A 23,025-nucleotide genomic window follows, 5' to 3' on the forward strand; every position below is an offset into this window, starting at 1 on the left:
GTGCACGACGCCGCGCCCCCGAACCTGGCCGCTGCCGATCTCGGTCGCCTGCTGGAAGTCGGCCGTGCCGACCCGGTCGGCGCGATCCTGGCCGCGCCCGTGCGCGACACGCTCAAGCGTGCCGGCGATGACGGCGGTATCGATGCCACCGAGCCGCGCGAACGGCTGTGGCGTGCGCTGACCCCGCAGCTGTTCCGCCGCCACCAGTTGGCGCGCGCGCTGCAGGAGGCGGCCGATGCCGGCGTGGAGGTCACTGACGAAGCCATGGCCATGGAACGCCAGGGGCTGCGCCCGCTGCTGGTGGAAGGCAGCGAAGACAACTTCAAGGTCACCACGCCGGCTGACCTGTCCCGTTTCGAATTCGTGTTGTCGCGTCGCGAACGCTGACGTCCGCACGCGCCACACCCAACCGCAGGTTCTTGCAATGACCACGCCCCAGTTTCCTCCCTTCCGCATCGGACAGGGCTACGACGTCCATGCCTTTGGCGAGGGCGATCACATCATGCTCGGCGGCATCCGCGTCGCGCACAGCTGCGGCGTGCTCGCGCACAGCGATGGCGACGTGATCCTGCACGCCCTGTGCGATGCCATGCTCGGTGCGCTGGCACTGGGCGATATCGGCGTGCATTTCCCGCCGACTGACATGCGCTGGAAAGGCGCGGACAGCGCGCACCTGCTGGATCATTGCAACGGGCTGCTGCGCGAGCGCGGCTGGCAGGTGGGCAACACCGATATCACCGTGATCTGCGAGCGGCCCAAGGTCGGTCCGCATGCGCTGGCCATGCGCGAGCGCATCGCCACGGTGCTGGGCGTCGCGCTGGACTGCGTGAGCGTGAAGGCCACCACGTCGGAGAAGCTGGGCTTCACCGGCCGCAGCGAGGGCATCGCCGCCCAGGCCAGCGTGCTGTTGGTGGCGCTGTGATCCCGTTGCCGCTGGCGTTCGGCGCGCCGCTGCTCAGCGCGAAGATCCGCACCACGCCCGAGGATTTCCAGGTGGACGAACTGCCGGCGTTCGAGCCGAGCGGTGAGGGCGAGCACCTGCTGCTGACGATCCGCAAGCGCGGGGCGAACACCGTGCACGTGGCCAAGGTGCTGGCCAAGTGGGCTGGCCTGCCGGACATGGCGGTCAGCTACGCGGGCATGAAGGATCGCCACGCGGTCACCACGCAGCGCTTCAGCGTGCACCTGCCCAAGCGCGTGGCGCCGGATCCGGCGCTGCTGGCCTCGGACGAGATCGAGGTGGTCGAGTCGACCTGGCACAACCGCAAGCTGCAGCGCGGCGCTCTGGCTGGCAACCGCTTCAAGCTGGTGCTTCGCGATGTGCGCGGCGATGCCGCGGCCATCGAAGAGCGCCTGTCCCATATCGCCTCGCGCGGCCTGCCGAACTGGTTCGGTGAACAGCGCTTCGGCCGCGACGGCGGCAACGTGCCGGCCGCGCTGGCGATGTTCGGTGGCCGCCGCATGCGGCCCGATCAGCGCTCGCTGCTGCTCTCGGCCGCGCGCTCGGCACTGTTCAACCAGGTGCTGGCGGCGCGCGTGGAGCAGGGCAACTGGGACACGCCGCTGGAGGGCGAAGTCTGGATGCTGGATGGCAGCCGCAGTGTCTTCGGCCCGGAGCCGTGGACGGATCTGCTGGCCGATCGCCTTGGTCGCTTCGACATCCATCCCAGCGGCCCGTTGTGGGGCGAAGGTGAGCTGCGCAGCACCGGCGCCGCCGCCGAACTGGAGCTGGGCGCGGTCGCGGACGAGCAATCGCTCGCGCTGCGCGCCGGCCTGGAAGGCGCCCGCCTGAAGCAGGAGCGCCGCGCGCTGCGCCTGCGCCCGGCCATGCTGCAGCATCAGTGGCTGGCCGCGGACGTGCTGGAACTGAGCTTCGCGCTGCCGCCGGGCTGCTATGCCACCGCGGTGCTGCACGAGCTGGGTCCGGTGGACGACGCGAGCCAGGCCACACCGGAGGCCTAGATCCACGCCATGCGGGTGTGCGGGTGGCTACCGGTTTGCCAGCAGCACCAGCACCGCGCCCGTCCCGCCTTGGCCGGCGGGCGCGGAATGAAATGCCAGCACATCGTTGCGCAGGCGCAGCAGCCGATCGACCAGATTCTTCAACACCGGCGCGCCGCCATCGGATTGCAGCCCCTTGCCGTGGATGATGCGCACGCAGCCGTACTCATGGGCATGCGCTTCCACCAGGAACTGCCGCACCAGCGCCTCGGCCTGGGCCACGGTCGCACCATGCAGGTCCAGTTCGTCCTGCACGGAGTACTGGCCGCGCTTGAGCCGCTGGAACATCCGCGGCGGCAGATTCTCGCGCCGGTAGCTGGCCGTATCGCCAGCCTCCAGGGGGCTGCTGTCGCGCAGCAGCCGGGCGAATTCACCGCGTGCGTCCTGTTCATCCTGCTCGGCCATCCGCGCGCGCGGTTTCGGCCGTGGCGCGGCCGGCGGCGGCGTGACCACCTTGCGCAGCGGTTGGACCTCGCCGATGGCGGCGCGGAACAACGCAGCGGGATCTTCGTCTTCAGGATGTGACATGCGTACAGCCTAATGGTCGGGGAGGGCGATGCCTACCGTTATCGGGGTAGGACGATCTGTCCGCTTGCGGCACAATAGCTGACGCACTTGCGCGGTCGTCATGCTCCGGAAGGGGCACGGCCACCGCCGCCAACAGTGGGAAGTGATGGAATCGAAGTCTTGAAAAATCAAGCGGTTAAATCGCAGATGCGGATTCTGGTCAGCAACGATGACGGTGTCGATGCACCGGGCATCAAGATGCTCGCCACGGTTTTACGTGACGCCGGTCATGAAGTGACCGTGGTCGCGCCGGATCGTGATCGCTCCGGTGCCAGCAATTCGCTGACCCTGGACCTGCCGATCCGCATGAAGCGCATCGACCACTACACCTGCTCGGTGGCCGGCACCCCGACCGACTGCGTGCATCTGGCCCTGACCGGCATGCTCGAGTACGAGCCGGACATGGTGGTATCGGGTATCAACAACGCCGCCAATCTCGGCGACGACGTCATCTACTCCGGTACCGTCTCGGCGGCGATGGAGGGGCGCTTCCTCGGCCTGCCCGCAGTGGCGATGTCGCTGGTCACGCACAACCACGAGCCGCGCAACTTCGACACCGCCGCCCGCGCCGCGGTCGAGATCGTCACCCGGCTCAAGGCCGACCCGCTGCCCGCCGACACCATCCTCAACGTCAACGTGCCGGACCTGCCGTGGAGCGAGGTCCGTGGGTTCGAAGTGACCCGCCTGGGCAACCGCCACCGCGCCGAAGGCTGCATTGCCCAGCGCGATCCGCGCGGCAATGAGGTGTTCTGGATCGGCCCGGCCGGGCGCGAGCAGGATTCGGGCCCCGGCACGGATTTCCATGCCGTGCGCAACGGCTACATCTCGATCACCCCGATCCAGGTCGACCTCACCCGTTATCAGGCATTGGAGAAAGTGGCCAGCTGGGTTGCCGGGCTGACCGACGCGCTGGACCGGCCGGCATGACCCCGCGTTTGCGCCTGCAGCCCGAAGCCGTCGGCATCGGCATGACCTCGCAGCGGGTCCGCGATCGTCTGGTGGATCGCCTGCGCGATGCCGGCATCACCGACGAAGCCACCCTCAATGCGATCCGCGTGGTGCCGCGCCATCTGTTCATCGATGAAGCACTGGCCTCGCGTGCCTACGAAGACACCGCGCTGCCGATCGGGCACGGGCAGACCATTTCCCAGCCCTGGGTGGTCGCGCGCATGACCGAAGCGGTGCTGCAGGCCGCGCCGAAGAAGGTGCTGGAAGTCGGTACCGGCTCGGGCTACCAGGCCGCCGTGCTGGGCGCGATCGGGCTGGAGGTGTACACGGTCGAGCGTATCGGTGATCTGCTGCGCCAGGCGCGCAAGCGCTTCCGTGCGCTGGGCATGAACATCCGCAGCAAACACGACGATGGCCGCATCGGCTGGGCCGAGCACGGTCCTTACGATGCGATCGTGGTGACCGCGGCCGCGCCGGCGCTGGTGGACGCGCTGGTTGAACAGCTCGCCGTGGGTGGCCGCCTGGTCGCGCCGGTCGGCGGCCCGGGTGCGCAGTCGCTGATCCAGTTGACCCGTCGCGATGACGGCAGTGTTGAACAGCAGGTACTGGCACCGGTCACGTTCGTACCGCTGCTGTCTGGCATGCTGGATTGATTCCAAGGAGCGTTGCGTCATGAAGATTTTTGGTCCGCTGTACGAGCGGGCAATGAAGTGGGCCGCGCACGAGCGCGCCCCGACCTATCTCACCGTGTTGAGCTTCATCGAGGCGATCATCTTCCCGGTGATGCCCGAGGTGATGCTCGCCCCGATGTGCGTGGCCCAGCCCAAGCGCGGCTGGTGGTTCGCCACGCTCAGCCTGGCCGGCTCAATGGCCGGTGCGCTGGTTGGCTATGCGCTGGGCCACTTCGCCTTCGAAGCGCTCAAGCCGGTGTTCGCCGCGCTGGGCATGTTGACCAGCATCGAAGGTGGCATCGCCATCGTGCAGGCCAAGATGGCCGAGTCGCCCTGGGCGGTATTCACCTTCCTGGTGCTGGGCGGCTTCATGCCGATCCCGATGAAGGTCTTCACATGGGCATCGGGTATCGTCGGCGTGCCGTTGCCGCAGTATTTCCTGAGCATGTTGATCGGCCGTGGCAAGCGCGTGTACGTGCTGGCGGCGGTCATTCGTATTGGCGGGCCGCGCGCGGAAGCTGCGCTGCGCCGTTGGATTGAACCGCTGGGCTGGATCGCGACCGCGCTGGTGGTCGTGCTGGTGGCCTGGCTTGTATGGAGAGCGAAGTTCGCATGAGTGCTGATCGTTTGAGCAAGGGAGTGCGCACCGGCGCGCTGCTGTTGGTGGTGTCGGCGCTGAGCGCCTGTGGCACCGCCACCGTGGTGCGGCCCTCGGGCTCGGGCGGTGTGGCCCACAGCACGCCGCAGAGCTCGGTGGCCAAACCCGGCCAGACCGCCGTCGTCCGCCGTGGCGATACGCTGTATGCGCTGGCCCGCATCCACAACATCACCCCGCGCGATCTGGCCGCCTGGAACGGGTTGGCCGAGCCGTACACGATCTATCCGGGCCAGTCGCTGCGCCTGTTCCCGGGCGGCAGTGGTGGCAGTCCGGCCCGCGCGCCGACCACCGTGGTCACCGCGCCGCGGCCGGGCAGCACCGCGCCGGCCGCAACCACGTCGCCGACCACGGCGATCAAGAGCAACATCAGCTGGCGCTGGCCGGCCGATGGCGCGATCGTCGGGCGCTTCGTCGCCGGTGAAGCGACCAAGCAGGGCGTGGACATTGCCGGCACCAGTGGCCAGCCGGTCCGCGCGACGGCCGCCGGCGTGGTGGTGTACTCCGGTGCCGGCCTGGTCGGTTTCGGTGAGCTGATCATCATCAAGCACAGCGATCAGTGGTTGTCGGCGTATGGCCACAACCGCAAGCGCCTGGTCAACGAAGGCCAGAGCGTGAAGGCCGGCGAGCAGATCGCGGAGATGGGCCGCACCGGCGCCGCACGCGACATGCTGCACTTCGAGATCCGCTACAACGGCAAGCCGGTCGATCCGCTGCTGTACCTGCCGCCGAAGTAAGAACGAAAAAGGCCGCCTCAAGGGCGGCCTTTTCTGAACGGAAATCCCTGTCTCACCCCGTCAGGATGAACGCCGCGGCCACCTTGCGGCCCTCGCTGGCGAGGATGTTGAAGGTCCGCGCCGCCGCCGGGTTGTTCATCACTTCCAGGCCGATCCCACGGGTCAGGCACGCGGCCATGACCGCGGCCGGCGGGAACACCTGGGTATCGCCCGTGCCCAGCACCACCAGCGCGGGGTTCAGCGCCAGCACCGGCTGCAGGTCTTCCGGGGTCAGCTGGGCGATATCGGCCACCGGCCAGGCTTCGATCAGCGTGTCCGGAGCCAGGATGAAACTGGCGGCCAGGGTCCGGTCATTCACTTTCGCGCTGCGGCCATCGGCGGCACGCAGGGCGTAGGCGTAGTCGGGGATTTCGTGGCTCAGCTGCATGGGCGTTCCGGGATCAGCCGCGCGGCAGGACGATCTGGCGCTGTTCCTTGCTCGGGCGGTACAGCACGGCCACGTGGCCGATACGCTGCACCAGCGCGCTTTCGCTGGCACTGACCAGCTCGGCGATGAGGGCGTCACGGGCCTCGCGGTCTTCGGCGGCAACCTTGACCTTGATCAGCTCGTGGCGCTCCAGCACCTCTTCCAGTTCAGCCAGGAAGGCCGGTGTCACCCCCTTGCCGCCGATCTGGAGCAGGGCTTTCAGATCATGCGCGTGGCCGCGGAGGAAACGGGTTTGGGAAGAAGTCAGGGCGATAGCCATTCAGGAACAAGCGGTTAACTGGGGCGATCAGGGTATCATGACCTCCCCATCCGACCCGCATCTCAATGGCAACCCGTAGCAAAAGCAGTCAACGCTGGTTGAAAGAGCACTTCGCCGACCCCTTCGTGAAGAAGGCCCAGGCCGAGGGCATGCGCTCGCGCGCGGCCTACAAGCTGGAGGAGTTGCTGCAGCGCGATCGGCTGCTGAAGCCGCACATGGTCGTGGTCGATCTGGGCGCCGCCCCGGGTGGCTGGTCCCAGCAGGTCCGCCGCCAGATCGGCGACACCGGCCGGGTGCTGGCCCTGGACATCCTGGAGATGCCGCCGCTGGCCGGCGTGGAGTTCCTTCACGGTGACTTCAGGGAGCAAGCCGTCCTATCGGAGTTCGAAGCCATGCTGGGGGATCAGCCGGTAGACCTTGTGCTCTCGGATATGGCCCCCAATAAGAGTGGAATGGATGCGGTGGACCAACCGCGGATGATGCACCTGGCGGAGTTGGCGTTGGATTTTGCCGACAACCATCTCAAGCCCGGTGGCGCGTTCCTGATCAAGCTGTTCCAGGGCGTGGGCTTTGACGACTACGTGCGCGAAATGCGCCGCCGGTACGACAAAGTAGTGATCCGCAAGCCTGAAGCCTCCCGGAAGCGCTCGCCCGAGGTGTACGCCTTGGGGCAGGGAAAACGCGCGCAGATCAAGTAAGCTCAACCATACGAATCGCGTCAGGAATTAGAGGAACACCGGAGCCAATGAGGATGAACGACTTGACCAAGAACCTCCTGCTATGGGTGGTCGTCGCCGTCGTGCTGATGGTGGTCTTCCAGAGCTTCTCGCCGAAGAGCAGCGGAGCCGGCGCACAGGGCGCGACGTACTCGCAGTTCCTGGACCAGGTGGACAGCGGCAATGTCCAGAAGGTGACCTTCAGCGGTGACATGCGTGGCGGCACCAATCAGATTTCCTACACCACCCGTGGCGGCCAGTCGGCCACCATCACCGCCCCGTTCGATCGCGACCTGATCAACGTGCTGCGCGGCAAGAACGTGGAAATCGTCCAGGAGGAGCCCTCCAGCGGCATCTCGCTGGGCGCGATCCTGATGAACTTCCTCCCGGTGATCCTGATCATCGGCTTCTGGATCTTCATCATGCGCCAGATGCAGGGTGGCGGCGGCGGCGCCAAGGGCGCGATGTCCTTCGGCAAGTCGCGGGCCAAGCTGCAGGGCGAGGACCAGATCAAGGTCACCTTCGCCGACGTTGCCGGGTGCGACGAGGCCAAGGAAGAAGTCGGCGAACTGGTCGACTTCCTGCGCGACCCCACCAAGTTCACCAAGCTGGGCGGCAAGATTCCGCGCGGCGTGCTGATGGTGGGTCCGCCGGGTACCGGCAAGACGCTGCTGGCCCGTGCCATTGCTGGCGAGGCCAAGGTGCCGTTCTTCTCGATCTCCGGTTCGGACTTCGTGGAAATGTTCGTCGGCGTCGGCGCCAGCCGCGTGCGCGACATGTTCGAGCAGGCCAAGAAGCAGGCACCGTGCATCATCTTCATCGATGAAATCGACGCTGTCGGTCGTCACCGTGGTGCCGGTCTGGGCGGCGGTCACGACGAGCGCGAGCAGACCCTGAACCAGCTGCTGGTCGAAATGGACGGCTTCGAGGGAGGCGAGGGCGTGATCGTCATCGCCGCCACCAACCGTCCCGACGTGCTGGATCCGGCGCTGCTGCGCCCGGGCCGTTTCGACCGCCAGGTCGTGGTCGGCCTGCCGGACGTCAAGGGCCGTGAGCAGATCCTCAAGGTGCATATGCGCAAGCTGCCGCTGGCCGACGATGTCGAGCCGATGGTGATCGCGCGCGGTACCCCGGGCTTCTCCGGTGCGGACCTGGCCAACCTGGCCAACGAAGCAGCACTGTTCGCCGCGCGCGGCGGTGAGAAGGAAGTCCGCATGGACCACTTCGATCGTGCCCGCGACAAGATCCTGATGGGTGCCGAACGCCGTTCGATGGCGATGAGCGAAGAAGAAAAGACGCTCACCGCGTATCACGAAGCCGGCCACGCCATCGTCGGCCGCCTGGTGCCCGAGCACGATCCGGTCTACAAGGTCACCATCATTCCGCGCGGCCGTGCGCTGGGCGTGACGATGTACCTGCCGGAAGGCGACAAGTACTCGATGAACCGGGTGGCGATCGAATCGCAGCTGTGCTCGCTGTACGGTGGCCGTGTTGCCGAAGAGCTGATCTTCGGCACCGACAAGGTCACCACCGGCGCCTCCAACGACATCGAGCGCGCCACCAAGATGGCCCGCAACATGGTCACCAAGTGGGGCCTGTCCGACGAGCTCGGCCCGATCGCCTACGGTGAAGAGGACGATGAAGTGTTCCTCGGCCGTTCGGTGACGCAGCACAAGAGCGTGTCGGATGACACCGCGCGCCGCATCGACGAAGTGGTCCGCAGCATCCTGGACAAGGCGTACGCCCGTACCACCGAGCTGCTGACGGCCAATCTCGACAAGCTGCACACGATGTCCCAGCTGCTGCTGCAGTACGAGACCATCGATGCGCCGCAGATCAATGCCGTGATGGAAGGCCGTGATCCGCCGCCGCCGATGGGTTGGGACAAGTCCGCCAGCAACAAGGATGGCGGCAACAACAACGACAAGGGGGGCGATGCCCGTCCCGTGTCGCCGATCGCCGGTCCTGCCGAGCAGATCTGAGGGTGTTGCCCACGTAAGTGACGAAGGCCGGGGAAACCCGGCCTTCGTCGTTTCGGGCAGGTCATAATGACGGTCCGTTTTCGTACCCGTTCTGGAGCCGTCATGTCCGCACCCCCGCCGCAGCCGATCTCGCACACCACTGAAATGGTGATCGCCACGATCATTGGCGTGGCCATCGGCCTGACCCGCGACAACTTCCTGCTCGGCGCCGGCATCGGCATCGCGGTCGGCGTGCTGATGAGTATCGCCAAGACCGTCTACGTGGAGCGCAAGCGCCGCCAGCGCTGAGTGCTTGCGCGCGCGGCCGGCAGTGGGCACGATGCGCGTGCCCGCGCCGCATGCTGCGGCCGGGCATGGCCGGGGGATCGGCCGCCACACTTTCCAGGGGGACTTTCATGCGTCATTCGATGCGCGCAGCCGTTGCTGCGCTGCTGTGCTGTGCCACGCCGGTCATGGCGGCCGAGATCCACGTGCAGGATCCGGTGCCGTTCAACGAGTCGGCGATCATCGCCGAGAACATCAAGGCCGAGTGCCGGATGGGTGCGCAGCTGGCGACCGCGCTGGGCAAGAATGCCCCGGCGCATGGCAACACCATCGTCTTCAGCAGTGATCCGGTGAACACCGGCAGCGGGCACGCGTTGAAGCTGGAGCTGGTGGAGGCGCAGAGCGCAGGCAATGCGTTCACCGGCCACTTCAAGTCGGCCGCCGTGCGCGGCGTGCTGTTCGAGAACGGCCAGCAGGTGGCCACGGTCACCGCACGCCGCGTGTCGCGCGGTGGCGCGTTTGCCGGCTTCAAGGGCTCCTGCGACGTGCTTGAACGCACCGTCAATGCGATCGGCAACGATCTGGCGATCTGGCTGGCCAAGCCGGTCGATGGGGCCCGCCTCGGCGACCTCTGACGGCCGCTCCGGTGCGCCAGCGTAAACTACGCGCTGGCGTACTTCGTGGATCTGCCCATGTTCGATATCTCCCCCCAGCTCGATTGCGGCGGCCGCCTGCTGCGGCTGGATCGCCCGCGGGTCATGGGCATCGTCAACGTCACCCCGGATTCGTTCTCCGACGGCGGTGACCACGACAGCATGGAAGCTGCGGTCGCGCACGGCCTGCAGCTGGTAGCCGAGGGCGCGGACCTGCTCGACATCGGCGGCGAGTCGACCCGGCCTGGCAGTGCGCCGGTGCCGCTGGATGAAGAACTGCGCCGGGTCATCCCGGTGATCGAGCGGCTGGCACGTGAAACCACCGTGCCGATCAGCATCGACACCTTCAAGCCCGAGGTGATGCGCGCTGCGGTCGCGGCCGGTGCCGGCCTGATCAATGACATCCATGCGTTGCGCCAGCCCGGTGCGCTGGACGTCGCCGCCGAACTCGGCGTGCCGGTGGTGCTGATGCACATGCAGGGCGAGCCCGGCAGCATGCAGGACACCCCGCACTACGATGACGTGGTCGCCGAGGTGCATCGCTTCCTGACCGAGCGCATGTTCCAGGCCGAGATGGCCGGCGTCGCCAAGAAGCACCTGATCATCGATCTGGGCTTCGGTTTCGGCAAGACCACCGAACACAACATGATCCTGCTCGCACGCTCGGACCGCTTCCTCGAGCTGGGTGTGCCGATGCTGGCCGGCCTGTCGCGCAAGCGCAGCATCGGCGAACTGACCGGTCGTGAGCAGCCGCGTGACCGCGTGGCCGGTTCGGTCGCCGCGCACCTGATCGCCGCCCAGCGTGGCGCGATGCTGCTGCGCGTGCACGATGTCGCCGCTACGGTGGATGCACTGAAAATATGGGCAGCGGGCGATGCCGTGCCGATGCTGCGGGTGTCGGCCGCCCCGGCGATGCCGCGCTGGCCGGACGAGGACTGATGGCCGTCGATCAGCGGCCGCTGGCGATCGCGGTGATGGGCCCGACCGCCTCGGGCAAGACCGCCACGGCGATCGCGCTGGCCCAGCAGCTCGACGGCGAAATCGTCAGCGTCGATTCGGCCCTGGTCTACCGCGGGCTGGATATCGGCTCGGCCAAGCCCGATGCGGCCGAGCGCGCGCAGGCGCCGCACCATCTGCTCGATGTGCGCGACCCGTGGCAGACCTATTCGGCGGCGGAGTTCGCCAGCGACGCGGCGCGGGCCGTCCGCGACATCATCGCGCGCGGGCGCATGCCGATTCTGGCCGGTGGCACCGGGCTGTATTTCCGCGCCCTGCTGCAGGGCCTGTCGCCAATGCCCGAAGCCGATCCGGCGGTGCGCGCGCAGATCGCGGTCGAGGCGGCCGAGCAGGGCTGGGCGGCGATGCATGCCCAACTGGCCAGTGTTGATCCGGCAGCGGCAAAGCGTATTCATGCCACCGACCCGCAGCGCATCCAGCGGGCGCTGGAAGTCCATCGGCTGACCGGCACCCCGATCAGCGAATGGCAGAAGCTGCCCGGCGTGGACCGGCTGCCGGTCCGGGCGCTCAAACTGATCCTCGCTCCGCGCGAGCGCAAGGTGCTGCACCAGCGCATTGAAACCCGTTTCGACGCAATGCTGGATCACGGCTTCCTGGACGAAGTCCGCGCACTGCGGGCCCTGCCGGCGATGGCCGAGGTGGCCGCGCCGCTGGATCTGCCGGCCGTGCGGGCGGTGGGTTACCGGCAGGCCTGGGAGTATCTGGACGGGCAGGGCACGGCCGAGGCCTTCCGTGAGCGCGGCATCCAGGCCACCCGTCAGCTCGCCAAGCGCCAGCTGACCTGGCTGCGCGGGGAGCTTGATGCGCGCTGGTTCGATCCCCATCTAGACAGGGCTTCCCTGGCGGATGCGGTGTCGACCTTCGTCGCACGCTGAGTCCACGCCTTCACGCACCCACCCCGTGTACCATCAAGGGTTCCGGCGGGCGGCGGGGGCCGTGGCAACTGCCGGAAGACCATAAAAACAATAATCAGGAGTGTGCAATGTCCAAGGGGCAATCGCTGCAGGATCCGTTTCTGAATGCACTTCGGCGCGAACGCGTGCCGGTGTCGGTGTATCTGGTCAATGGCATCAAGCTGCAGGGAACGATTGAATCGTTCGACCAGTTCGTGGTGCTGCTGCGCAATACGGTGAGCCAGATGGTGTACAAGCACGCCATCTCGACCGTGGTGCCGGCACGCAACGTGAAAGTCGGGCCCGGTGGTGGCTATGTGCAATCCAACGATGGCGCCGATGGCGTCCAAGGTGATGACGACGTTGAGTGATCGCGTGAAGAATTCTGGAGAACTGCGTGTTTGACCGTTCCAAGCGAGGCGAACACGCACTCCTGATCCAGCCGCATGCCGGCCGGCTCGAAGATGACGTGCTTGAAGAGTTCACCGATCTGGCCCGCTCCGCCGGGGCCAGCATCGCGGCCACGCTGACCGCGCGCATTGATCGGCCCAATCCGTCGATCCTGATCGGCAGCGGCAAGCTGGACGAGGTCAAGGCCGCGGCCGATGCTACCGGCGCCGACCTGATCCTGGTCAACCATGCGCTGTCGCCGGGGCAGGAGCGCAACCTGGAGCGGTTCCTGGAGCGGCGCGTGATCGACCGTACCGGGCTGATCCTGGATATCTTCGCCCAGCGTGCGCGCAGCCACGAAGGCAAGCTGCAGGTGGAACTGGCGCAGCTGCGCCACATGTCCACGCGGCTGATCCGCGGCTGGACCCATCTGGAGCGCCAGCGCGGCGGTTCCATCGGCCTGCGCGGCCCGGGTGAAACCCAGCTGGAAACCGATCGCCGCCTGCTGCAGAAGCGCGTGGAGCAGTTGCAGAAGAAGCTGGAAAAGGTGGAAGTGCAGCGCACCCAGATGCGTCGCGCCCGCCTGCGCAGCGAGCTGCCGCGCGTGGCGCTGGTGGGCTACACCAATGCCGGCAAGTCGACCCTGTTCAACGCCTTGACTGGCGCCGAGGCCTTTGCCGCGGACCAGTTGTTCGCGACGCTGGACCCGACCGTGCGCCGCATTGCGCTGCCAGGCGGCAGCGTGGTGCTTGCCGATACCGTCGGCTTCGTCCGCGACCTGCCACACGATCTGGTGGCCGCGTTCCGGTCCACCTTGTCCGAAGCCCGCGAGGCGGACTTCCTGCTGCACCTCGTCGATGCGGCCGATCCGCACCGTGAGGAACGCATCGCACAGGTGGATGAAGTGCTGACCGCCATCGGCGCGGGCGATTTGCCGCAGCTGCTGGTATTCAACAAGATCGATCGGATCGACGGCGCCGAAGTGCGTCACGATGCTCAGGATGGCATCCCCGACAACGCGCGCCGCGAGCGGGTCTGGATTTCCGCCCGCGACAACGTTGGCCTGCCGCTGCTGCAGTCCGTGCTGGGCAAGCGCCTGGGCCTGCAGCACATCAGTGGCGAGCTTCGGTTGCCGCCGAGTGCTGGCCGCCTGCGTTCGCGCCTGCATCAGCTGGAAGTCGTGCGCAGCGAAGCCACCGATGAAGACGGTTGGCTGCTGCAGGTCGAGATCCCGATCGCCGAGGCCGAAAAGCTGGCGGCTGGCGAGGGTGGCGAACCGATCCGCGCGATGCTCCCGGAGAAGCTTCCGGAGTGGTGAGGGGTGTGCCGGCCACTGGCCGGCGCCCATGATGGTCCCGGCGGGGCTTCGAGACTGGGCGAGGCTTCGCGCATGGTAGTGCCGGCCGCTGGCCGGCTCCCATGTTCCTGAGGGTGAGCGACCCTTTGTCGCACCCGGCAACACACGACATCACCCACGATTTCGGCTAAAACAGGGGGCGTTCGTCCCCCCGTTGATCCAGGATTCCCCATGACCGTTCCTTCCGACGCCGAGCTGGGCGCCCTTGCCAGTGACGTGGGCCAGCGCCTGCAGCAGGCCTCGCTGCAGCTGGTGACTGCCGAAAGCTGCAGTGGCGGCTGGATCGCCAAGGCGATGACGGATATCGCCGGCTCCTCGGCGTTCTTCGATTGCGGCATGGTGGTCTACAGCTACGAAGCCAAACAACGCCTGCTCGGCGTGCGTGCGCAGACGCTGGAACAGTTCGGTGCGGTCAGCCGCGAGACCGTGCTGGAAATGGTCTCCGGTGCGCTGATCAATTCCGGCGCCGGCATCGCCGTGGCGGTGACCGGCATTGCCGGGCCGGGCGGTGGCAGCGAGGACAAGCCGGTGGGCAGCGTGTGGATCGGCTGGAAGGGCCGTGGCGGCTATGCGCGTGCCCAGCTGTTCCAGTTTGACGGCGACCGCGAAGCCATACGGCGGCAGACCGTGCAGCAGGCGCTGACGGGAATCTTCCCGCTGTTGTGACATCCTGACCGGGTGTGCTGACAGGAGAGTGGGCCGATGTGGGAAACGCTGGGTACCGTGCGTGACCTGGGGCGATTGCAGGAAATCGCGTCGGTCCTGATCCGCTATGGCTTCGGCGACCTCGTGCGCCGCATCGGCCTGGCCGATGTGCTCGAACGCGCTGGCCGCCTGCTGCACTGGAACGATACCCAGCAGATGCTGCGGATGACCGCGCCGGTGCGCGTGCGCCGCGCGATGGAAGATCTGGGCCCCACCTTCGTCAAACTGGGCCAGGTGCTGGCCACCCGTGTGGATCTGTTCCCGCCGGATTGGATCGCCGAATTCTCCGAACTGCAGAACGCCGTGCCCGCGCTGCCGTACGCGCAGGTGCGTGAGCAGCTCGAACGCGATCTCGGCGCGCCGGCCACCGAGGTGTTCGCGTGGCTCGATGAAACGCCGATGGCCGCCGCCTCGCTGGCACAGGCGCATCGCGCCACGCTGCATGACGGCACCGCCGTGGTGCTGAAGATCCGTCGTCCGGGCATCCGCGAGGTGATCGAAGCCGACCTGCGCCTGCTGGCGCGGCTGGCCGAGATCGTGGAGGCGCGCCTGCCCGATCTGCAGCGGTATCGCCCGGCCGAGGTGGTGCAGCAGTTCCAGGTGTCGCTGCGCCGCGAGCTGGATTTTGCCGCCGAATGCCGCAATGCCGAGCGCATCGCGCGCAACTTCCAGGGCCGCGACGACATCCTGATCCCCAGCGTGCACTGGCAGTGGACGTGCGAAAGCCTCAACGTGCAGGACTTCGTCGACGGCATTCCCGGTCGCGATCTGGCCGGTGTCGATGCGGCTGGCCTGGACCGCGTGCAGCTGGCCCGTACCGGCGCGCGCATCGTGCTCAAGATGGTGCTGGAGGATGGTTGTTTCCACGCCGATCCGCACCCGGGCAACATCATCTACCTGCGTGACGGCCGCATCGGCGTGATCGATTTCGGCATGGGCGGGGCGATCTCCGAGCAGCGCCGCTTCCAGGTCGCACAGCTCCTGCATGGCCTGGTCACCCAGGAGCCGGAGCAGGTGGCCGACGTGCTGCTGGACTGGGCCGGTGGCGTGGAGGTGGACGAGTCGCGCCTACAGCAGGACATCAGCACCTTCGTGGACCAGTACCGCGGGGTGCCCCTGAAGGACCTGCACATGGGCCTGATGCTGGGCAACATCACCCAGCTGCTGCGCCAGTACGCGCTGACCCTGCCGGCCGATCTGGCGCTGATGATCAAGACCTTCCTCACCCTGGAAGGCATGGGTCGCCAGCTGGACCCGCAGTTCGATATGGCCAGCGCCGCGCGCCCGTATCTGGAGCGGGTGATGTGGCAGCGCTACTCGCCTGGCGCGATGCTCAAGCGCGGCAAGCGCAGCCTGGTGGGGGTGATGGATCTGGTCGGCGATCTGCCGCGTGATGTCCGCCGCCTGCTGCAGATGGCGCGCCGCGGCCGGCTCCAGCTCAAGATCGAAACCACCGCGCTGCAGGGCTTCGGCGACCAGGTCAACCGCGCCGCCAACCGGCTGGTGATGGGCATCGTGACCGCCGCGCTGATCATCGGCTCCTCGATCGTCATGCACAGCGTCGGTGGCATCTCCAGCCGCTGGCTGCTCGCGCTCGGCGTGGCCGGCTTCATCGGTGCCGGCTTCTGTGGCGTGTGGATCCTGTTTTCGATCTGGCGCAGCGGTAAGAACCCGTAGGGTTCTTACCGCTGGGATCCGCAGGATCCCCGGCATCTCCCGCGTAAGCGGGGGATTGCGCGTAGGTCCAACCGTTGGTCGGACGCCATTGCCGCGGGTTCGCGCGGTCACCGACCAACGGTCGGTGGCTACAGGCATTGCTGGCGGCTTCGGCCGCTGCGGGACAGTCCTTCCTTTATGGGCTCTTTCTCTGCGGGCACTTGCGTGCCTGCACCGTTAGTAGTAATACTACTAACCATGGACCTGACCGATACCCAGCAGGCGATCCTGCAGTTGATCGCCGAGCGTATAGAGACCGATGGCGCACCGCCGTCGCAGACGGAAATCGCCCGTGCGTTCGGCTTCAAGGGCGTCCGGGCGGCCCAGTACCATCTGGAAGCGCTGGAGCAGGCCGGGGCGATCCGTCGCATCCCGGGCCAGGCCCGCGGCATCCGGCTGGTCCAGGCGCCGGCACTGCAGAACGGCCTGCCAGAATCGCTGCCCGCCTCGGCGTTGCCGGACCACGTCCTGCGCCTGCCGGTGCGGGGCCGGGGCGCGGCCGGTCTGCCGATCGGCGCGGATATCGGCTCAGATGACTTCGTGGTGCTCGACCGGGTGTTCTTCTCGCCCGCGCCGGACTACCTGCTGAAGGTGCAGGGCGATTCGATGATCGACGAAGGCATCTTCGACGGCGACCTGATCGGTGTGCACCGCACCCGCGACGCCCGCTCCGGCCAGATCGTGGTGGCCCGCATCGATGACGAGATCACGGTCAAGCTGCTGAAGATGGGCAAGGACCGGATCCGCCTGCTGCCGCGCAACCCCGATTACAAACCGATCGAAGTGCTGCCCGACCAGGACTTCGCCATCGAAGGCCTCTATTGCGGGTTGCTGCGGCCCAACCGCTGACCCTGTTCCCCCTTGAATCACGCGCGGTCTTTTGTGGCACATCTCTGGTTTTGCTGAGGTTGGTACGGATGTCCGATAATTTTTTTCCGAACGCCGGGCAGAATCTCAGCCCGTGCGATACGCCAGCCTTAAAGTGAACCCATGGCCAAGAAGACTTCCAAAGACAGCACCTCCACCGATACGACCTCTGCAAGGACCACTCCGATGGACGAAAACAAAAAGCGCGCCCTCACCGCCGCGCTGAGCCAGATCGAAAAGCAGTTCGGCAAGGGCGCCGTGATGCGCATGGGCGACCGCGTCGTCGAAGCGGTCGAGGTCATCCCCACCGGTTCGCTGATGCTGGATATCGCTCTCGGTATCGGTGGCCTGCCCAAGGGTCGTGTCGTGGAGATCTACGGTCCGGAATCCTCGGGCAAGACCACCCTGACCCTGCAGGCGATCGCCGAATGCCAGAAGAAGGGCGGCACTGCGGCCTTCATCGATGCCGAGCACGCGCTGGATCCGATCTACGCCGCCAAGCTGGGCGTCAACGTGGACGACCTGCTGCTCTCGCAGCCCGATACCGGTGAGCAGGCGCTGGAAATCGCCGACATGCTGGTGCGCTCCAGCTCGGTGGACATCGTGGTGGTCGACTCGGTCGCCGCGCTGACCCCCAAGGCCGAAATCGAAGGCGAAATGGGCGACCAGCTGCCGGGCCTGCAGGCCCGTCTGATGAGTCAGGCGCTGCGCAAGCTGACCGGCAACATCAAGCGCTCCAACACCCTGGTGGTCTTCATCAACCAGCTGCGCCACAAGATCGGCGTCATGATGCCGGGCCAGAGCCCGGAAGTGACCACCGGCGGCAACGCGCTGAAGTTCTATGCCTCGGTCCGCCTGGACATCCGCCGTATCGGCGCGATCAAGAAGGGCGACGAGATCATCGGCAACCAGACCAAGATCAAGGTGGTCAAGAACAAGCTGGCGCCCCCGTTCAAGCAGGTCATCACCGAGATCCTGTACGGCGAAGGCATCAGCCGCGAAGGCGAACTGATCGACATGGGCGTGGAAGCCAAGCTGGTCGAGAAGGCTGGCGCCTGGTACAGCTACGGCGAAGAGCGCATCGGCCAGGGCAAGGACAACGCCCGCGGCTATCTGCGCGACAACCCGCAGATTGCCCAGCGTCTGGAAGCCGAGTTGCGCGAGAAGTTCCAGCCGGAAGAAGCCGTGCGTGAAGGCGGCGACGAGGCTGAAGACGACGCCGAGTGAGTTTCCTGCGGGGCAGGGCAGCGCCGTCAGTGACGCTCGCCCTGGCCTGCAGTTTCAAGAATCCCCGACGGGATGGCGCCAAGGACGGCGCACTGTAATGGACCGCTGCCATGCAAGACTCCGAAGCCCCCGCACCCCGGCGCAAGCGCCGTGTCCAGGAACAGACGCCGGTCCAGCGGGCGTTGGGGCTGCTGGTGCGCCGCGAGCATTCGCGTAAAGAGCTGACCCGCAAACTGCAGGCCCGCGGCATCGAGCACGAGGCCGCCGAAGCCGCGGTCGGCAAGCTGGCCGAGGCCGGTTGGCAGGATGACACCCGCTTTGCCGAGAATCTGGTCCGGATCCGGGCCAACACTGGCTATGGGCCGATCCACATCCGCGCCGAACTGGGCACGCATGGGCTGGACAGCGACCAGATCGCCGCCGCCATGGACACCTTCGAAGGCGATTGGACCGAAAACGCCCGCGACCTGGTCTGCCGCCGTTTCGGCGACGCCGGCCCGCAGGAACTGCCTGCGCGGCGCAAAGCCGCCGATCTTCTGGCCCGCCGGGGGTTCCCCGGTGACAGCATCCGCCAGGCCACCCGTTACGACCCGGAGGACTGAGCGGCCCGGGCCTGATACCCTTTGTGGTTTCGGCGGTCCTGCAGTTGACACCCGGCCATTGGGGCTGCGTGCCAGGGACTGACCGGCCCGCACAAAGCCAGCCCCCCATGAACGCATCCGTCAAATTCACTACCTCCCAGATCCGCAGCGATTTCCTTGAGTTCTTCAAGGGCAAAGGCCACACGATCGTGCCGTCGGCGCCGCTGGTGCCGGGCAATGATCCGACCCTGCTGTTCACCAACTCCGGCATGGTGCAGTTCAAGGACGTGTTCCTTGGCGCCGAGAAGCGCAGCTATGTGCGCGCGGCCGACGTCCAGCGCTGCCTGCGCGCCGGTGGCAAGCACAACGATCTGGACCAGGTCGGTTACACCGCCCGCCACCACACCTTCTTCGAGATGCTGGGCAACTGGTCGTTCGGCGATTATTTCAAGAAGGATGCCATCGCCTGGGCCTGGGAGCTGCTGACCCAGGTCTGGAAGCTGCCGGCCGAGCGCCTGCTGGTCACCGTGTACCAGACCGATGACGAGGCCTACGCGCTGTGGCGCGACATGGTCGGCATTCCGGAAGAGCGGATCGTGCGCATCGGCGACAACAAGGGTGCGCCGTTCGCGTCGGACAATTTCTGGCAGATGGCCGAAACCGGCCCGTGCGGCCCGTGTACCGAAATCTTCTATGACCATGGTGACCACATCGCCGGTGGCCCCCCGGGCTCGCCGGATGAAGACGGTGATCGTTTCATCGAGATCTGGAACCTGGTCTTCATGCAGTTCGACCGCCAGCCCGATGGCACCCTGGTGCCGCTGCCGGCCCCGTGCGTGGATACCGGCATGGGCCTGGAGCGTCTGGCCGCGATCCTGCAGCACGTCCACACCAATTACGAAATCGACCTGTTCCAGGCGCTGATCCGCAAGGCCAGCGAGCTGACCGGCATGGCCGATCTGGAGAACAAGTCGCTGCGCGTGATCGCCGATCACATCCGCGCCTGCTCGTTCCTGATCGTGGATGGCGTGCTGCCGTCCAACGAAGGCCGCGGCTATGTGCTGCGCCGGATCATCCGCCGCGCGCTGCGCCATGGCTGGATGCTGGGCGTGCGTCAGCCGTTCTTCAGCAAGCTGGTGCCGACCCTCGTCGAGCAGATGGGCGTGGCCTATCCGGAACTGCCGGCGCAGGTCGACACCGTCGTGCGCGCGCTGCAGGCCGAAGAAGAGCGTTTCGCGGAAACGCTGGATTCGGGCATGAAGATCTTCGACGACGTGGCCGCAAAGGTCAGCAACGGCGTGATCCCGGGCGCGGATGCGTTCCGCCTCTACGACACCTACGGCTTCCCGCTCGATCTCACCCAGGACATCGCGCGCGAGCGTGACCTGATCGTGGACATCGAGGGCTTCAACGCCGCGATGGACACCCAGCGCGAGACTGCGCGCGCGGCCGGCAAGTTCGGCGGCGGCGTGACCCTGTCGGCCGATCTGGTCGCCACGCTCAAGCCCACGGTGTTCCTTGGGTATGACCGCCTGCAGGCCGACGACCTTACCGTGGTCGCCATCCTCAAGGACGGCCGCCCGGTGGAGCGCGCCCAAGCCGGTGACGACGTCATCGTGCTGACCAACCAGACCCCGTTCTACGCCGAATCCGGTGGCCAGGTCGGTGACAACGGCACCCTGTCCGGCGCCGGCGTGCAGGTGGATGTCAGCGACACCCAGAAGTTCGCGGGCCAGTTCCATGGGCACGTGGGCAAGCTCACCGCGGGCAGCCTGAAGGTCGGCGATGTGCTGTCCGGCCAGGTCGATGGCCAGCGCCGTGGCGCGACCATCCTCAACCACTCGGCCACCCATCTGCTGCATGCCGCCCTGCGCGAAGTGCTGGGCACCCATGTGCAGCAGAAGGGCTCGCTGGTCGCGCCCGATCGCCTGCGCTTCGATTTCTCGCACTTCGCGCCGATCAGCGCCGAGGACCTGGCGATCATCGAACGCAAGGTCAACGAGCAGGTGCGTGCCAACAACGCCGCTGAAGTCCACAACATGGGCATGCAGGAAGCGCTCGAGTTCGGCGCGATGGCGCTGTTCGGCGAGAAGTACGGCGAGCACGTACGCGTGCTGAAGATGGGCGACTACTCCACCGAACTGTGTGGCGGTACGCATGTCTCGCGCACCGGCGACATCGGTCTGTTCAAGATCACCTCCGAAGGCGGTGTGTCCTCGGGCGTGCGTCGTATCGAAGCGGTCACCGGGCAGGGCGCGTTGGATTACGTGGCCCATGAAGAAGCCCAGCTGAGCGAAGCGGCGGCACTGCTCGGCGGCAATGCCGGCGATGTGGTCGACAAGATCCGCCAGCTCGGCGAGCGCCAGAAGAAGCTGGAGCGCGAGCTCGAGGCGCTCAAGGCCAAGCAGGCTGCCGGTGCGACCGCCGATCTCGGTGGCGCTGCGGTCGAGGTCAACGGCATCAAGATCCTGGCCGCGCGTCTGGAAGGCTTCGACGCCAAGGCGCTGCGCGATGCGATCGACCGGCTCAAGCAGCAGCTTGGCGATGCGGTGATCGTGCTGGCCGGCACCCAGGACGGCAAGGCGGCCCTGGTCGCCGGCGTGAACGGCAGCGCAATGGGCAAGGTCAAGGCCGGGGAACTGTTGGCCCATATCGCCAGTCAGATCGGGGGCAAGGGCGGCGGCCGCCCGGACCTCGCCCAGGGTGGTGGTGAGGACGGGCCCGCCCTTGCTTCTGCACTGGCCGCCGTCGTCGACTGGGTCACCCCCCGTATCTGAACAGCCTGAAGCCTCCTGCTCCTTGATGGGTCGGGAGGCCTGACGGTACTATGGCGAATCTTTTCCCGTTGTCGTGGGGCGCTCTTGCCGGGGCGCCAAGCCGGTGGGGAAATGCCACCACCGGTTCCCCTGGAGACTTGAACAAATGTTGATCCTGACTCGCCGTGTAGGCGAAACCCTGATGATCGGTGACTCGGTCAGCGTGACCGTGCTCGGCGTCAAGGGCAACCAGGTGCGTATCGGTATCACCGCTCCGAAGGACGTGGCCGTGCACCGCGAAGAGATTTATCAGCGGATCCAGCGCGGCGATGAGCCGAATGCATCCGGAAGTGAAAATTCTTCGGATTAAGGCTTTACCTGAGGGCGCGGAAAACGTTATTATTCGCGCCCCCGCTGAGATGATTCATCGCAGCGGCGGACCAAGAACACTGGAGCGGTGCCCGAGTGGCTGAAGGGGCTCCCCTGCTAAGGGAGTATAGGGCTTAAAACTCTATCGAGGGTTCGAATCCCTCCCGCTCCGCCAGTTGTAGAAAAGGCCTTCGTACGCAAGTACGGAGGCCTTTTTCTTTGTGCGATCCGCTTGTGCGATCCGGTTCAAACGACCGGCTTGCAGACGGCCTCGATCCGATGCCCATCCGGATCGATGCGTTTCCGTGAGGAATGTGGCGCGCAGCGTCGCATGAAACCGGCGGAACGCGCGTCGGCCGCCACATTCGGATGGCACATGCCGTCGATCCCCAATCTTCATTGGTACCGGCGCGGCGGCTCGGCTACGGTCGTTGTCCAGCGGCGTCCCACCGGGTGCTGCCCGTACAAGGAGCAGGAACATGTCGATGGGACGGAGGTCGGTCCGTGGTTGGGTGGTCATGAGCATGCTGATGGGCATGGTCATGCCGGTCAGTGCCGCATCGTTGGATGAGCGCCTGCATCGGGCGGCGGAAAAGGGCGATGCCGCGGCGGTGCGCACGCTGCTGGGGCAGGGGGCACAGGTAGATGCGCGCGGCGCGGCGAGGGCGACCCCGTTGCTGGCCGCGACCCACCACAACCACGTGGAGGCCGCGCTTGCGCTGATCCAGGCCGGTGCCGACGTCAATGCCAAGGATGCGATCCAGGACAGCCCCTACCTCTACGCCGGTGCCCGTGGGCATCTCGAAATCCTGCGCGCGACCCTGGCGGCCGGTGCGGACCTGAAGAGCACCAACCGGTACGGTGGCACTGCACTCATTCCGGCGGCCGAACGCGGGCACGTGGAGACCGTGGCGACGCTGATCGCAGCCGGTGTCGATGTGGATCACGTCAACAACCTGAAGTGGACGGCCCTGCTCGAGGCGATCATCCTCGCCGATGGCGGCCCACGGCATGTCGAGATCGTCCGTAAGCTGATCGACGCGAAGGCCGACGTGAACCTGGCCGACGGCGACGGCGTCACCCCGCTGCAGCATGCACGCCAGCGCGGCTACCGCGAGATCGAGACCCTGCTTCTTGCGGCAGGCGCGCGTCAGGGCTGAGGTCCCGCGCGCACCGGCATCGCAATGTTGCCGCCGCCTTGACGCGC

Annotated in this window: 25 protein-coding genes, 1 tRNA gene and 1 pseudogene; 24 read left to right on the plus strand and 3 right to left on the minus strand. The window is 66.6% G+C overall.

Features of this window, described 5'->3' with window-relative positions; all coding sequences use genetic code 11:
• The 3 genes and pseudogenes from ACE026_RS04865 to truD form a co-directional block, all read left to right on the plus strand.
• A pseudogene (locus ACE026_RS04865) lies at positions 1-387 on the plus strand (2-C-methyl-D-erythritol 4-phosphate cytidylyltransferase); the annotation flags it as partial.
• A 37-nt stretch (positions 388-424) separates the two neighbouring features.
• A complete protein-coding gene (ispF, locus tag ACE026_RS04870) occupies positions 425-922 on the plus strand; it encodes a 2-C-methyl-D-erythritol 2,4-cyclodiphosphate synthase (RefSeq protein WP_486038192.1) in 498 nt (165 codons plus the stop codon).
• Entirely contained in the window at positions 919-1,962 is a 1,044-nt protein-coding gene (truD, locus tag ACE026_RS04875; protein WP_486038193.1) for a tRNA pseudouridine(13) synthase TruD, read from the plus strand. Before ispF ends, truD begins: the two co-directional genes overlap by 4 nt.
• 27 nt (positions 1,963-1,989) lie before the next feature.
• On the opposite strand, the gene ACE026_RS04880 is transcribed toward truD, so the two are convergent.
• On the minus strand, positions 1,990-2,529 hold the full coding sequence (locus ACE026_RS04880) for a Smr/MutS family protein (protein ID WP_486038194.1): 540 nt from the start codon (positions 2,527-2,529) through the stop codon (positions 1,990-1,992).
• Between the two features lie 186 nt (positions 2,530-2,715).
• Here ACE026_RS04880 and surE point away from each other — a divergent pair, with 186 nt between their 5' ends.
• The 4 genes from surE to ACE026_RS04900 are packed head-to-tail and all read left to right on the plus strand — an operon-like array spanning position 2,716 to position 5,579.
• Complete coding sequence (gene surE / locus ACE026_RS04885; RefSeq protein ID WP_313217870.1) at positions 2,716-3,495, plus strand: 5'/3'-nucleotidase SurE; 780 nt, start codon at positions 2,716-2,718, stop codon at positions 3,493-3,495.
• Positions 3,492-4,169, plus strand: coding sequence for a protein-L-isoaspartate(D-aspartate) O-methyltransferase (locus tag ACE026_RS04890; RefSeq protein WP_486038195.1), 678 nt, complete (start codon positions 3,492-3,494; stop codon positions 4,167-4,169). Before surE ends, ACE026_RS04890 begins: the two co-directional genes overlap by 4 nt.
• A 19-nt stretch (positions 4,170-4,188) precedes the next feature.
• Positions 4,189-4,803: a YqaA family protein gene (locus tag ACE026_RS04895; protein ID WP_121041774.1), complete on the plus strand. Its 615-nt coding sequence runs from the start codon at positions 4,189-4,191 to the stop codon at positions 4,801-4,803.
• Complete coding sequence (locus ACE026_RS04900; protein ID WP_486038196.1) at positions 4,800-5,579, plus strand: peptidoglycan DD-metalloendopeptidase family protein; 780 nt, start codon at positions 4,800-4,802, stop codon at positions 5,577-5,579. Before ACE026_RS04895 ends, ACE026_RS04900 begins: the two co-directional genes overlap by 4 nt.
• 52 nt (positions 5,580-5,631) lie before the next feature.
• Here ACE026_RS04900 and ACE026_RS04905 read toward each other — a convergent pair whose 3' ends face one another.
• Both ACE026_RS04905 and yhbY read right to left on the minus strand, forming a co-directional pair.
• Positions 5,632-6,006, minus strand: a complete 375-nt coding sequence (locus ACE026_RS04905) for an Mth938-like domain-containing protein (RefSeq protein WP_313211997.1) — start codon at positions 6,004-6,006, stop codon at positions 5,632-5,634.
• 13 nt (positions 6,007-6,019) lie between these two features.
• On the minus strand, positions 6,020-6,325 hold the full coding sequence (gene yhbY / locus ACE026_RS04910; protein ID WP_019183325.1) for a ribosome assembly RNA-binding protein YhbY: 306 nt from the start codon (positions 6,323-6,325) through the stop codon (positions 6,020-6,022).
• A gap of 65 nt (positions 6,326-6,390) precedes the next feature.
• Here yhbY and rlmE point away from each other — a divergent pair, with 65 nt between their 5' ends.
• The 17 genes from rlmE (at position 6,391) to ACE026_RS04995 (ending at position 22,978) form a co-directional block, all read left to right on the plus strand.
• The gene (gene rlmE / locus ACE026_RS04915; protein WP_121041780.1) at positions 6,391-7,023 is read left to right on the plus strand and encodes a 23S rRNA (uridine(2552)-2'-O)-methyltransferase RlmE; all 633 of its coding nucleotides are present in this window, start codon (positions 6,391-6,393) and stop codon (positions 7,021-7,023) included.
• Between the two features lie 53 nt (positions 7,024-7,076).
• Positions 7,077-9,023, plus strand: a complete 1,947-nt coding sequence (ftsH, locus tag ACE026_RS04920) for an ATP-dependent zinc metalloprotease FtsH (RefSeq protein ID WP_313211994.1) — start codon at positions 7,077-7,079, stop codon at positions 9,021-9,023.
• Between the two features lie 102 nt (positions 9,024-9,125).
• On the plus strand, positions 9,126-9,311 hold the full coding sequence (locus ACE026_RS04925) for a hypothetical protein (RefSeq protein ID WP_019183322.1): 186 nt from the start codon (positions 9,126-9,128) through the stop codon (positions 9,309-9,311).
• Between the two features lie 119 nt (positions 9,312-9,430).
• Positions 9,431-9,922: a hypothetical protein gene (locus ACE026_RS04930; protein WP_346470327.1), complete on the plus strand. Its 492-nt coding sequence runs from the start codon at positions 9,431-9,433 to the stop codon at positions 9,920-9,922.
• Between the two features lie 57 nt (positions 9,923-9,979).
• Complete coding sequence (gene folP / locus ACE026_RS04935; RefSeq protein ID WP_486038197.1) at positions 9,980-10,879, plus strand: dihydropteroate synthase; 900 nt, start codon at positions 9,980-9,982, stop codon at positions 10,877-10,879.
• Entirely contained in the window at positions 10,879-11,832 is a 954-nt protein-coding gene (gene miaA / locus ACE026_RS04940) for a tRNA (adenosine(37)-N6)-dimethylallyltransferase MiaA (protein ID WP_486038198.1), read from the plus strand. Before folP ends, miaA begins: the two co-directional genes overlap by 1 nt.
• Positions 11,833-11,939: 107 nt before the next feature.
• Positions 11,940-12,221 carry an RNA chaperone Hfq gene (gene hfq / locus ACE026_RS04945; RefSeq protein WP_123728913.1) on the plus strand — a complete coding sequence of 94 codons (282 nt, stop codon included), beginning with the start codon at positions 11,940-11,942 and terminating at the stop codon, positions 12,219-12,221.
• Between the two features lie 26 nt (positions 12,222-12,247).
• Complete coding sequence (hflX, locus tag ACE026_RS04950) at positions 12,248-13,558, plus strand: ribosome rescue GTPase HflX (protein WP_486038199.1); 1,311 nt, start codon at positions 12,248-12,250, stop codon at positions 13,556-13,558.
• Positions 13,559-13,768: 210 nt separating this feature from the next.
• Positions 13,769-14,263, plus strand: a complete 495-nt coding sequence (locus ACE026_RS04955; protein WP_019183317.1) for a CinA family protein — start codon at positions 13,769-13,771, stop codon at positions 14,261-14,263.
• A 36-nt stretch (positions 14,264-14,299) separates the two neighbouring features.
• A complete protein-coding gene (gene ubiB / locus ACE026_RS04960; protein ID WP_486038200.1) occupies positions 14,300-15,979 on the plus strand; it encodes a 2-polyprenylphenol 6-hydroxylase in 1,680 nt (559 codons plus the stop codon).
• A gap of 237 nt (positions 15,980-16,216) precedes the next feature.
• A complete protein-coding gene (gene lexA, locus ACE026_RS04965; protein ID WP_486038201.1) occupies positions 16,217-16,867 on the plus strand; it encodes a transcriptional repressor LexA in 651 nt (216 codons plus the stop codon).
• A gap of 204 nt (positions 16,868-17,071) precedes the next feature.
• A complete protein-coding gene (gene recA / locus ACE026_RS04970; protein ID WP_123728917.1) occupies positions 17,072-18,112 on the plus strand; it encodes a recombinase RecA in 1,041 nt (346 codons plus the stop codon).
• Between the two features lie 110 nt (positions 18,113-18,222).
• Positions 18,223-18,714 carry a recombination regulator RecX gene (recX, locus tag ACE026_RS04975; RefSeq protein WP_486038202.1) on the plus strand — a complete coding sequence of 164 codons (492 nt, stop codon included), beginning with the start codon at positions 18,223-18,225 and terminating at the stop codon, positions 18,712-18,714.
• A gap of 107 nt (positions 18,715-18,821) precedes the next feature.
• On the plus strand, positions 18,822-21,470 hold the full coding sequence (gene alaS, locus ACE026_RS04980; RefSeq protein ID WP_486038203.1) for an alanine--tRNA ligase: 2,649 nt from the start codon (positions 18,822-18,824) through the stop codon (positions 21,468-21,470).
• Positions 21,471-21,615: 145 nt separating this feature from the next.
• Positions 21,616-21,819 carry a carbon storage regulator CsrA gene (gene csrA / locus ACE026_RS04985; protein ID WP_019183311.1) on the plus strand — a complete coding sequence of 68 codons (204 nt, stop codon included), beginning with the start codon at positions 21,616-21,618 and terminating at the stop codon, positions 21,817-21,819.
• An 81-nt stretch (positions 21,820-21,900) separates the two neighbouring features.
• Positions 21,901-21,993, plus strand: a tRNA-Ser gene (locus tag ACE026_RS04990).
• 343 nt (positions 21,994-22,336) lie between these two features.
• On the plus strand, positions 22,337-22,978 hold the full coding sequence (locus tag ACE026_RS04995) for an ankyrin repeat domain-containing protein (protein ID WP_486038204.1): 642 nt from the start codon (positions 22,337-22,339) through the stop codon (positions 22,976-22,978).
• The last annotated feature ends 47 nt before the right edge of the window (positions 22,979-23,025 follow it).

It is taken from the genome of Stenotrophomonas sp. AGC87 (assembly GCF_057333975.1).